Source organism: Microcoleus sp. w2-18bC1 (assembly GCF_036700365.1).
Classification (GTDB): Bacteria; Cyanobacteriota; Cyanobacteriia; order Cyanobacteriales; family Microcoleaceae; genus Microcoleus.
This window is the reverse complement of the sequence record NZ_JAUBOS010000029.1, coordinates 60,177-70,998: the sequence shown is the minus strand read 5'-3', so window position 1 is coordinate 70,998 and position 10,822 is coordinate 60,177. Positions and strand designations below refer to the sequence as shown.

General features: G+C 44.3%; 10 protein-coding genes. 4 read left to right on the top strand and 6 right to left on the bottom strand.

Annotated features, from left to right (window positions below; genetic code table 11):
* Positions 1–171 precede the first annotated feature (171 nt).
* The 4 genes from QT979_RS16675 to QT979_RS16660 all read right to left on the bottom strand — a co-directional run bounded on the left by QT979_RS16675 (position 172) and on the right by QT979_RS16660 (position 2,951).
* Positions 172–1,095 (bottom strand): Rpn family recombination-promoting nuclease/putative transposase, encoded by a 924-nt coding sequence (locus QT979_RS16675; protein ID WP_333214018.1) that lies wholly within the window; start codon positions 1,093–1,095, stop codon positions 172–174.
* Positions 1,096–1,136: 41 nt separating this feature from the next.
* The gene (locus QT979_RS16670; protein WP_333214016.1) at positions 1,137–1,883 is read right to left on the bottom strand and encodes a HEAT repeat domain-containing protein; all 747 of its coding nucleotides are present in this window, start codon (positions 1,881–1,883) and stop codon (positions 1,137–1,139) included.
* Between the two features lie 323 nt (positions 1,884–2,206).
* The gene (locus tag QT979_RS16665; protein WP_333311109.1) at positions 2,207–2,743 is read right to left on the bottom strand and encodes a GNAT family N-acetyltransferase; all 537 of its coding nucleotides are present in this window, start codon (positions 2,741–2,743) and stop codon (positions 2,207–2,209) included.
* Between the two features lie 4 nt (positions 2,744–2,747).
* Complete coding sequence (locus QT979_RS16660; protein ID WP_333214012.1) at positions 2,748–2,951, bottom strand: hypothetical protein; 204 nt, start codon at positions 2,949–2,951, stop codon at positions 2,748–2,750.
* Positions 2,952–3,086: 135 nt separating this feature from the next.
* Between QT979_RS16660 and QT979_RS16655 the strand changes: the two genes are divergently transcribed.
* Both QT979_RS16655 and QT979_RS16650 read left to right on the top strand, forming a co-directional pair.
* Positions 3,087–4,448: a calcium-binding protein gene (locus QT979_RS16655; RefSeq protein WP_333311107.1), complete on the top strand. Its 1,362-nt coding sequence runs from the start codon at positions 3,087–3,089 to the stop codon at positions 4,446–4,448.
* A gap of 216 nt (positions 4,449–4,664) precedes the next feature.
* Positions 4,665–6,023 (top strand): calcium-binding protein, encoded by a 1,359-nt coding sequence (locus QT979_RS16650; protein ID WP_333311105.1) that lies wholly within the window; start codon positions 4,665–4,667, stop codon positions 6,021–6,023.
* A gap of 323 nt (positions 6,024–6,346) precedes the next feature.
* Here QT979_RS16650 and QT979_RS16645 read toward each other — a convergent pair whose 3' ends face one another.
* Entirely contained in the window at positions 6,347–7,711 is a 1,365-nt protein-coding gene (locus tag QT979_RS16645) for an MFS transporter (RefSeq protein WP_333311103.1), read from the bottom strand.
* Between the two features lie 128 nt (positions 7,712–7,839).
* Complete coding sequence (locus QT979_RS16640; RefSeq protein WP_333311101.1) at positions 7,840–9,909, bottom strand: Eco57I restriction-modification methylase domain-containing protein; 2,070 nt, start codon at positions 9,907–9,909, stop codon at positions 7,840–7,842.
* A 128-nt stretch (positions 9,910–10,037) separates the two neighbouring features.
* Between QT979_RS16640 and QT979_RS16635 the strand changes: the two genes are divergently transcribed.
* Both QT979_RS16635 and QT979_RS16630 read left to right on the top strand, forming a co-directional pair.
* On the top strand, positions 10,038–10,262 hold the full coding sequence (locus QT979_RS16635; protein ID WP_333311099.1) for a CopG family transcriptional regulator: 225 nt from the start codon (positions 10,038–10,040) through the stop codon (positions 10,260–10,262).
* A 64-nt stretch (positions 10,263–10,326) separates the two neighbouring features.
* A complete protein-coding gene (locus QT979_RS16630; RefSeq protein ID WP_333311111.1) occupies positions 10,327–10,551 on the top strand; it encodes a type II toxin-antitoxin system RelE/ParE family toxin in 225 nt (74 codons plus the stop codon).
* Positions 10,552–10,822 lie beyond the last annotated feature (271 nt).

Sequence of the window (10,822 nt, the reverse complement as noted above, 5' to 3'; positions counted from 1 at the left end):
ACAATCATTCTGCCTATTCAGGACGGCGATGTCTGAGGGGTGAAACCCCTCAGACATTCGCCAACAGTCTCTTGAAACCGCTACTACACAAACACAGTCCGCCTGCGGCGAATCAAGAATGAAGGGGGTATTAAAGCCGGATTTAGTATCAGAAGTGCAAAATTTATAAATTCATGCTGACACGGATTCCAGCCAAGCTATCAAATCCTCTTGACTGGTAAAATCTAACAAGATTTCTCCTAAATCATCTAATTGTTCGAGAGATAACTGCTGGATGCGAGTTTGAACTTCTGGTGGGATTTCGCCAGTGCGCCGCGCGATTTGACGCAGAATTAATGCTGTTTGCCCCTCAATTAGACCTTCTTGGCGACCTTCTTGGCGACCTTCTTGCATCCCCTTAATAACAGCACCGCGTTGGTCTTCAAAGAACATTTCCCGCTTTTCTAATGATGCTAACTCGTCAAGGTTTAAGGTAGACCTGTTAGCAATGTTAAAAGCTGTTTGAATTTCGGGTACTGACGCCAATTTATCCGGTATTTCCTCCAGTTCAGGAGCATTTTTTATAAAATAAATCCAGCTTTGAATCAGATTTTCAACTTGTTCTAATTTTTTGTTAAACTTTGGTAGTTCAACAAAAACTAACTCTATTTCCCGATAATACTCGAAGTTTTCTTCGACTTCTTTAAAGACAAAATGTGAGAGAAACTTTTCGGTATTTTCAAACAGGATAAAATCCGTAATTGTGAGAGCGATGAGAGGATTTAATTTTGAGTAGCCTTCTCTCCGTTTGAGTTGAGTTGCGTAGGTTTTTGCTGCATTATATATAACGCGCTTAGTAAAAGCTTCTACATTGATGACCTGCATTTCGATAATTACAGTTTTGTTGCCCGTAATTTTTGCTTTGACATCCAGGTAAGTGTCTTTTAACCCAGTAATGCTCGGTGCGGCGTAGGGATCGATGATTTCTAAGTCTGTAATTGTCGGCTCTGCGTTGTAGAGCATGGCATTTAGGAAGCTAATCAAAACTTCTTTGCTCTGGGGCGAAGCAAAGATTTTTTTGAAGCCAAAATCTGTCTTAGGGTTGATGAAATTCATAATTGATAATTAGTAAATGGTATTTTAATGTGATAATTATATCACAAAATTCCTTCCATTTCTAAATCTTCAATAAGCTGCAATCCGCGCGGATCGCCGACTCGCAATAGCGAAGATTTAGCATCTTCCCTGACGCCCATATCTTCATCTTCTTCTAAAGCTTCAATCAAACCGTCGATCGCCCCAGCGTACACTATATTATTCGGCAATTCTCGCGCCAGTTGCCCGATCGCCCAAGCGGAATTACTTCGCACAGCAGACACAGCATCTCCCCGCAGCGCTTCAATCAACGGCGGAATCGCCGCAATCACCACATAGTAACCAACTTTTGCCATTTGACCCAGAGAACTCGCCGCCCACAAACGCACCGCCGAAATATCAGTTTTCAGAGCATCAATTAAAGATGGCAAAGCGCGGTGATCGCTGCAATTTCCCAAGGCCCAAACTACCCCTTTGCGAACGTAACCGTTCCAGTCGCGGTTAAGCTGAACAATCAGCGGTTCCACAGCATCGGGGCTCGGATTTCGCCCCAACGCATAAGCCGCGCTCACTCGCACCAAGGGGCAACCGTCTCTCAATAAATTAATTAAATGGGAAATTGCTCGATCGTCCTGCAGTTCGCAAAAAGCCCGCGCCGCAATCATCCGGTGCTGAGGTTCCGGGGATTCCAGCAAAGGCAGCATTTCCTCTGGATCTGGCAGCGGGGGTTCGGATTCGTCAAATTGATCCAAAGGGCTTTCCAGTTCCGTGTCAGTATCAAGGGCGTTGGAGTAGTCGTTATTGTTCATAAAAAAACTTTACCGCACAGAGGATGCTCCTAAGCAACTCAGTCAGCAGTCACCAGTCACCAGTCAATAATTGTAGGGTGCCCACGATATTGCACCATTGTGAGCAACAGGCTTTCCGGCCTGTTCCACAAGAATAAAATTTATCTTTTGTGGAACAGGCCCAAAAGCCTGTTCATAAAAGGCTAATTGAGAATGGTGCAACATATAAGTTACTACAAACGAATATCTCTGCTTTTACTTAAGTTGGTAGTGAGGAATTCAGTCCTCATAATTTGGATGAATCAGGACTTTAGCCCTGATTCCAAACCAGTAGAATTTATTTTTCAAAGAGACTTGAGCATCGAGACGGAATGACTTTGATAGCCTAATTTTTGATAGAGATTCACCGCCGGCTGATTGCTCAGAAATACTTGCAAACCAATTTGCCGATCGCCTCTTTCCCGCGCCCAATTCTCAGCATAAATAACTAAAGCTGCACCGACTCCTAGACGGCGATGTTCCGGTGCTACGTACAGCAAAAAAATGTGAGCGTAGCGTTCTCCGGTGGTTTGGTCGATCGCATTTCCCAACCACAAACATCCGACAACCGATTGGAGATTTTGCGCCTGAGATTGGGGATTGAGATACTGCGAGGGAAGCGCCGGCAAAATTTCTGCCTCTTCCTGGCTGTTTTTCTGGCACTCTACCCACCAAACCGGCGTCTGGTTAGAAAAATACTGCTCGACAGTTTGAGCCAAATGTCCCAATTCCCCATCCGGGTAAAGCTCTTGGTAAGTCCGGTGCATAAACTTTACCAGTTTTGCCCGATCGAGTCCCGATCCCGATCGCAGCCAGTAACCCGGTATTAGTTGAGCAGACATCAGCTCAGCGGACACGAAAAGCGGAATAATTTAGCCCCAAGAACATTGGATTGACTATTGCCGCTTGCTTTTGAGGGATCGCTTCCTCAATCGGTGCCGGGGCAGCCATGTCACCAGGCAAAAAGATGCGAGCACTGACTGCTACCAGAGCCGCGAAAAATACTAATACCGCTATTAATGGAGCAATGTATTGACGAATGATACCCATAACCGTAAAAACTTAATTCTTGAGTTGATATTATCAAGTGTACCATACAAATCTTGTCAGCTATAATTGCTGCCATTGGACAATTAGCTCAAGCCTGAGCGCTCGCAAATACCAACAAACAGAAAATATAATATTATGAGTTCCTCGCCTGCTGTTTATGAAGCTCTAGCTAAATCAATTGTTTTTTTGAATCAAAAGCCGAGCGCGCAAAATGAAGTTTCGACTTTCCTAGATACTAATGGCTACTATATCGATCGCATATTCGACGACCCAGAAACAAACTTTTATGCGATCGGATTCGGTTCATCCAATCCCGAAAACCCGCCCGCCCTCGTATTTAAAGGTACAGACTTCATCGACGGCGACGCTATTTTTTCCGACTCGCGGGACATTGGTTTACCTGAATTTGAAAAGAACAAAGATAATATCAAAAATTGGCTCACAGAAATCGGTCAAAATACTGGTAAAAACCCCAGCAAATTATTGCCAGATGTCATCGGACACAGTTGGGGCGGAGCAGTCGCTCAAATTGTAGCAACCGAATACACATCTCTGACCGGAGATATCTTTACTTTCAACTCTCCGGGAGTCTCCGCGAATACATTCACCAGTTTTCGGAGAAATCTCGGCAGAGTCGGCAACAAAAATGTCACTCACTACATTGTCAGCGGAGATTTCGTCAGCTTGTTTGGTGAAGCATTTATTCCGGGTAAAGTATTTATCCAAAGTTTTACAGATCCGAGTATTAATCCCTTAACTGTTTTGGCAAAACATCGAACTGAAAATTTGTTAACTACTCCGCCCGTGGGTTTTTTGCAGAGGCAAATTTCCGTAGAACAATTAAACAGTCCCGAATTTGCTTATAACAACGACTCAGATTTTAACGAGTTTATCGCTGCGATGAATTTCGCCCTGCCCAATGTGTCAGTCGCCATCAGAACCAGAGGCGGTGCAGAGAGTTTGAGAACAGCACCAGAATTTTCTTTTGTGCAGTTGATCAGAGAAATGCAATACGGTTTAGCTCCCTTACAACCGAATTATTTATCAGGCGACGCTCGTAGCAATACTGCTACGGGGGGCCCTGGAGAGGATACAGTTATCGGCAACGGCGGTAACGATACTCTCAGAGGCAATCGAGGTAATGACAGCATCATCGGTGGTGATGGCGACGATTTCTTGTACGGCGGCAGAGATAACGATTATTTGGAAGGTGGCGACGGAAACGATTTGGTTTCCGGCGAGTTTGGCAACGATTTTTTAATTGGCGGCGCGGGGCGCGATCGCTTTGTATTGGAATCAGGTGGCGGAGCCGATGTGATTTTAGATTTTCAAGATGGTGAAGATTTAATTACACTGTCGCGGGGTCTAACTTTTCCTCAAGTTACAGTAACCCAAGGTGTTGACGGAGCTTTAATTAGTATCCCGATTACTGGGGAAATTCTTGCAACTCTCAGAGGCGTAGTTGCCAGCGATATTACTCGGGTAGATTTTGTATAGCTTTAGGGCGAAAAAAATTGGTATTTTTGGTGGCGCGAAACAGGCATTGGTTTTGTAGCGAGATGGTTTTTTTGTATAAAAAAACTTCTCCTCAATTTTCCCTTAAAAAGCCACTAAAAATGACCAATTAATATGGTCAATAAACTAAGTTTATAGTAAACTGAGTTAAGTAGCTTAAAAACTAATTCCCCATCAAACGACAGGAAATAAAAAAATATGCCTTCCTCCCCCGCCGCTTACGAAACTATAGCCAAGCAAATTGTTTACATAGATAACAACCCCCAGTCTCAAACTTTAGTTCAAACGGGTTTGAGCGCTGCGGGCTACCAAATCGATCGCACCTTTGACGATCCCGGAACTGGATTTCACGCGATCGGCTTAATTTCCACCACCTCAGACAAACCGCCAGTTTTAGTATTTCGCGGCACCGACTCGCCCGTAGATGATCTTGCTAACGGAGACCCGCGCGGCACCGGTTTTAACCAATTTGAAGCCAACAAACAAGCATTAGGAAATTGGCTGACCCAAATCAGTCAAGATACAACCAAAAACCCCAGCCGCTTGCCACCAGACCTTCTGGGACACAGCTTGGGCGGCGCCATAACGCAACTAGCCGCCACTGAATTCACATCTGCGATCGGAGATGTTGTCACCTTCAATTCTCCCGGAGTTGATCAGAGCACCGTCAATACATTCAAGCAGAAAGTCGGTGCCGGAAAAAATGTAACTCACTACGTAGTTGAGGGGGATTTTGTTAGTTTGGGAGGAGAAGCTTTTCTCCCCGGAAAAGTAGTTCTTCAAACATTTACTAACCCGGTTATCAACCCGCTACTTGTCTTGGACAAGCACACGCAAAGCGGTTTGTTAACTTCTCCACCTCCCGGATTGACTCAGAAAGAAATCTCTGTAGACGAGTTGAGCCGCCCTGATTTCACCTTCACGGATTCCGATTATTTAGAGCTGTTAGCTGGCGTAGACTTTACACTGCCCGACTTGGCAACCTCGCTGGAATCTCGCAGCAGTTTAGAGCAATTAAGAACCACTCCGGGAGCCTCATTTTTAGCAAATGTTGCAGCAATGCAAACTGCTCTAGATCCATCCCAAATTAATAATTTAGTCGGCGACGATACCAACAATACAGCATCAGGTTTTGGAGGGGACGATATTATCACTGGCAATGGGGGCAACGACACTCTCAGTGGCAACAAAGGCAACGATATTATCAGCGGTGGCAGCGGCAACGATCGGCTATTAGGTGGCAAAGGAGATGACAATTTGAACGGGGGAGAAGGAGACGATACGCTCATTGGCGGAGCGGGTGCGGATCTCTTGATTGGCGGCGCTGGACGCGACGTATTGGTGTTAGGAGTAGGTGCCGGTACAGATACACTTGTAGACTTTCAAAAGGGTGAAGATTTAATCGGTTTGAGCGGAGGTTTGACCTTCAACCAAGTGAGAGTTACTGCAGGCGATTTTATAACGACGATCGAAATTGCCAGTAACGGCGAAGTTATTGCCAGTATTCCTGGCATTCCAAGTAGTCCGCTAACAGCTAGTGATTTTATTGCGATTTAGTTCGGGGCTGGCAATACAGATTTCGGTAGGGACACAACATTGTTGTGTCCTTATTTTATGAACGCAACCGCACATAATTTATACTCCAATACGCTTGGGATAAGAATAATCTGATTTCCTTTAACAAGTCTGGGACTCTCATAAATGCGTGAAATGAAATTCGTCGGAAAGCGCTAGCCCAAGCGTATTGATTTATACTCATTCCATGATTACAAACATCCATATTCCTCTAGGGAGGGGTTGACCGAAATCTCCAAAAGTAGTGCAGACATTGGTAAACCCGACCCGCCCGAATATTATAGTTATAGCGACCGGACTTAATATTAATCGAAATCGTCCAGTCCAGGTCTGGGCATGGATGCTAATTTTTTCTCATCTTCTAGGGGCAGAAAGAAAATCGTCAGCATACCGGGAATCACAGCCAGCGCGCTCATCAAAAAATAATTTTGATAACCGAGACTCGCCTGCAAGTAGCCGCTGAAAACGCCCGGAATCAGCACTCCTGCGGCCATAAAAGCCGTTGTAATTGCATAGTGAGATGCTTCGTATTCAGGGCGGACAGTCCGCATCAAGAACACTGTATAGGCAGCTACGCCAAGTCCGTATGTAAATTGCTCGATCGAATTTACGGCATAAGCCCATTCAATCCCCGGTTGATTGATTGCCAATAGCCAATACAGCACGTTAGTTGAATTTTGCAGAATAGCCGTCGGCCACATCCATTTTTTCAATCCTTGTTTGGCAATCAAATAGCCGCCCAGTAACCCTCCTATTAACAGAAACATTACCCCTAAAGTACCGGATAATAAGCCCATATCCGACGTAGAAACTGCTAATCCTCCTTTCTCAACTTTATCCATTAAAAATGGAGGAGCCATTTTAAAAGTCAAGGCATCGCCCAAGCGAAAAATCAAGACGTAAGCCACAATCCAACCTATTTTATCTTGCTGAAAATAAGTTTTGAATGCTTCGATAAAGCTGGTTGTTCGTTGGGGGGTGTCGGATTCCAGAGCGTAATTGCGAGGATAGGGAAGATACCACCGCTGAAAAAGATATATCAGCACAAACATAATCGCACAAATGCCAAAGGCTGTCGCCCATCCGTAGTTAAGCGCCGACACGCTAAAATCCGAACCGAAAAGTGACAGCGGAATGTTTTGATATATTTTGGTGTCGCCTGTATTTCCAGTGACTAAATGGTTTTCGGCCAGTTTCCCCGCTAAGAACACCAATAAACCGCTACCGGCAATGACAGCACCTCTATAAGCCGTGTTGCGAACCCCGACAAATAGTGCTTGTTGGTCTTTATTTAGAGTGTTTAAATAAAATCCGTCAATGGCGATGTCGTGAGTAGCTGACACAAAGGCGATCGCGGTAAAGATAACAAGCGATATAATAATCGGTGCGGGCGTTAATACGCCAAAAGCCAGGAAAGCAAACAGGAAAGCACAAATGATTTCGGTTGTTAAAATCCATTTGCGTTTCGTGGAATACAAATCAACAACGGGCCCCCACAAACCTTTTAAAACCCAAGGAAAAGACAAAAGACTTGTCAATCCGATCAATTCGTTGCTGGTTCCCATACCTTTCAAAAAAATCACCGACATTAAATTAACGACGGTGTAAGGGAGACCTTGAGCGAAGTATAATACTGATACCCACAATCCAGCGTTATGCTTTTTTTCCATTGCAGAGATATTTTACCTAGTTACTTATTTGATTTACTGAGTGCGATCGACAATTCCGGTCAATTCAACCCCTGGCATCACAGTATATGCCATTCCGATGCCAGCGGCTGCCATATAAATAGTGCATTTTAGCATCCTTCAGACTCAAAACAATTTTTATTTTTTGAATTAGCTTGCAAAAGATTTTCTCCGTTAAAATGAACGAGGTAAGCGCGAAGATTCTTGTCCCACTCAGAAGTGTCATAAGTTCGCAGCAATTCCAAAGCACTTTCTTCTATCTGATATGCGGTTTTTGGACTATTCACCGGACGTTCGGGACTGTCAGGATTAACAACAATTAAACCTGCATCTAGAAACTGATGCACCGTTTGGCGGCGCACAGTTTCCCGCGTATTTGGTGCATATTTTTTACTGTACTCCTCCTCCATAAATTCCATAATTCGTGTGATGCCCCGAATAGGAGATTTTGCCGATTCCCAAGCTTCCTTTGGCTTAAGGTCAAGCAAAGCCAGAAGGGTTAAGGCGGAACGTTCGTTAAGCTGACCTTTTGGAAAACCCAGCGCTGCAAGGATTTCTAGAGATTCATCAATACGGTTCTTGATTGTCGTCGGGCTATTTTCTAACGGATTGGGATCGTTAAGCAGTTGTGTCTCGACAAGTTTATCAATCTCCCGCTGTGTAGGAAATATTTCTGTTATTTGAGCGCCAAGTAAAAGTAATTGCTCTACATTAGGATACTTCAAAGTGCGTAAATCCGTAGCATTAACTTGAGTGTGTCCGTTGAACAGTCGGAAAAACGCATCTACCAAACTCGAATTTAGATAAACGGCCAATCCCCCCGCCAGGGTGAGGTCTAATCCGCGTCTCTGTTGGTGAAAGTAATTCAAATGGTTCTCAAAACCAACGCTAGAACTATTAATTTTATTGGCATCCCAGACAACTGCAACAATTCGCTTTTTCTCTTCCTTTGAGGAGAAGCGCTTGCTCAAAACATAATGTTCGTTAGGTACGAGGAGTGCAGCAGTTTTTTCCGTGACAACTAAAGCTTGATGCTTTCTCGTTGCGGTGGGATATTCAACACCGCCAGCCGAGAAGTGTGCGGGATAAATCAGCGGAACTGTACCCTTTTCAGGTTTTAGCCGCAAGTCAGAGCGAACACGAAAATCTACAACTTTTCCGGTGGAAACTGTTAAGCCTAATTCCTCTAGGGTACAAGTAAATTGAGCCATTTGCTCGACTACTTTCTGGCTGACAGAATCCGGTAGAATCCGAATAAATTGCTCGGAATCTTGGGGATTAATTAGGGCGGTATAGGGCAGTTGGTGAGACAAAACCAGGTCGTCGCCCGCGCTGCTGCTTGAGGTAATTAGTACAGTATCTGGCTGTTCTATTTGTTTGGTGGCGCGCACAATAATAGTTTCTTGCAGCACCGCATCATCGCGAAATGGCAACTGTCGGGATTCAAAGATGTGTACTTGGCGTAAAGCCATCATTTGAAGGAATACTTTGCGGAAATCTCGAAAGTATAAACCGTTGCAAAAGCTGCGGGGAGTAATCGATACTAATTCACCGTTTGGTTTGAGCATGTGAGCAGCAGCAACTGTGAAGCCAGCGTAGAGATTGCTGGTTTCTAGTCCTATAGAACGCAGCAAGGTTCGGGCTTGGGATTTAGCGTTTATTTTGGCATAGGGAGGATTGATAATTGCATGGGTAAATTCCCGTTTTACTGGTTGTGTAAATAGATGGGGCTGCAACATATCGGCGCTGTCTTGAATAAAATCTATTTCGCGAACCTCAGAGGTAAAAGATATCCCAAAATGCTGACATTCAATACTGCATAATTCTAAAGTTTGCTTGAGGTATTCAATCAAAATAAGGTCAATTTCATAAGCTGTAACGTGGAGGCTGTGCGGTTTGTTTGGGCGCTGGCAAAGCTCGCAAACAACGGCTGCTAACAGCGAACCAATACCAGCCCCGGCATCTAAAAGCGATATATCAGGACAGTTAAATTCAAACATTCCCGCCATCAAACTTGCGACTGAGGAATGTGTTAAAAATTGTCCTTTTTCTCCTCTCTGGCTTTGCTGCAACTTTCGGGTTGCTTCTTGGCGCCAGCCATCTACTCGATCGAGTAAATTGCTTGCTGTTGAGTAGCTGTTACCCGGAAGGGCTAGGGTTTGAAAGTGGGGTACTATCATTTGTTCAAAAAGTGCGTTAGCGAAGCCCTAGAAGAGGATCGCGAGTTCAGTTTATTTTCGCCAAAATAGGAATCTATACGCTATCATAGTACCAGTTTACTCTCTTCCCATAACAGCAAAGGGCAGCCATGAGTCAAGAAAATTTTACATTTCTCCTTGATAGCGAAAAAAAAGAGGCGCTGAAGGCGATCGCTACTGTCACCGATCGCGATTTAACTTATGTTTTGAACGAAGCCATCGCTTCTTACCTAGAAAATTATCAATGGCTGCTCGATGAGATTAACAAAGGCGTTGCCGAGGCCGAAGCTGGAGACTTTGCCAGCGATGAGGAAGTCCAAGCAGTTTTTGCCTAATTGACGAATTAAAATTAAGTGGCTGCGACAAGCTTTGCGAAATCTATAACAGGCTCACGCATATATTTTCAAAGACGATCCAGAGGCAGCAAGGCAATTAATTTTAAGGATTCAGAGTGCTGTAGGTCAACTCGCAGAATTTCCTTTTATGGGCCGAGTCGGTCGCGTAGAAGCTACTAGAGAACTGGTCATTTCCAATACCTCTTATCTCATCATCTATCGAGTAAAAGAAGAAAACGTAGAAATTCTCCGTATCCTTCATAGTTCAAGAAAGTATCCAGAAAATTAGGTGATGCTGCCGATCGCACTTTTAGTGTATTTTCGCCAAAATAGGATTAGTATTATTGAACCGCGAAGACGCGAAGGACACGAAGGAAGAAGAAAGAAGCAGAAAGAAGCAGATAATTTTATACCGAGAAGGGTGTAAGAGACCCGATCGACTTTTTCTGCAAGCGTGTGTTTTGCAATACCTATTTTACCCATCTGCCCAATTAATGTACGATTGTGCGAAAATGTCAAGCGGACGCTCAAACCAAAAGTCTGTAAAGGACTGTTAAACG